Source organism: Cryobacterium sp. PH31-O1 (assembly GCF_030063455.1).
In the GTDB taxonomy this organism is placed as follows: domain Bacteria; phylum Actinomycetota; class Actinomycetes; order Actinomycetales; family Microbacteriaceae; genus Cryobacterium.
This window is the reverse complement of record NZ_JASITB010000015.1, coordinates 1-792: the sequence shown is the minus strand read 5'-3', so window position 1 is coordinate 792 and position 792 is coordinate 1. Positions and strand designations below refer to the sequence as shown.

Below are 792 nucleotides of genomic sequence, written 5' to 3'. Positions count from 1 at the left end.
CGGAGTGGTTTCCAACTTCGTCTTCACCAACAACTACGCCAACAACGGCGCCTGCACCGTCAACATCGCCGAAAAGGCCTACGGCCCCCTCAAAGGCACCATCATCAAAGACAACACGTTCGGCCGAGACACCAAGGTCTCCAACTGCGCCGTCATCGCCAAGACCTCGACCATCATTGACTTCCAGCGCAACTACTACAGCGACAACTCCACGGTCGTCATCAAAAAGGGCTAAGCAGCCCTTCTCCCGGATTTCCCTCGCAGGAAACAGGCGGGCTCCACGTGCACACCGCACGCGGAGCCCGCCTTCTGTGTGTGCCTAGGTACCTCAACTCGTGGCTGATTCGAGCCGGATACGCTCCGGGAGCGGACTCCGGGCGCCGTTCACGACCGGGTGCACGGGTGCACGGGTGTCTCTGCGTCACGGGTGTCGAGGGTGCATGCTGCAACGGCAAAGCCGCAATGCACCTTCGCGGCTACATAGGCACTTTCCGGGCTGTGAGCACTCTGCACGACGCAACGCTCGCCGTCGATGCCGACACGATCACTCCGGGCAGCCGAGTGGTTCTGTCGCCCCGTCGACGTGCGCCCCGACTCGACGTTGCCGGATTCTTCTTCTGTAGAGCCACCGTGTGGAGAGCCACCGTGTGGAGAGCCGTCATGTGGGGGACTGTCTCTTAAACGGTGTTTCCGGCCTGACGCGCTGGACGTGGGTCTGGCGGGAAAGGTGCCGTGATGACGACACTTGATGCTGTGACGAAGAAGACGAAAAATGAGCCCACCCGTGAGGCG

At 61.4% G+C, this 792-nt stretch carries 1 protein-coding gene; it reads left to right on the top strand.

What is annotated here, in order from left to right; all coding sequences use genetic code 11:
- On the top strand, positions 1 to 235 hold a 235-nt coding region (locus tag QMK31_RS17210), incomplete at its 5' end, for a hypothetical protein (protein ID WP_283502174.1).
- Positions 236 to 792: the final 557 nt, after the last annotated feature.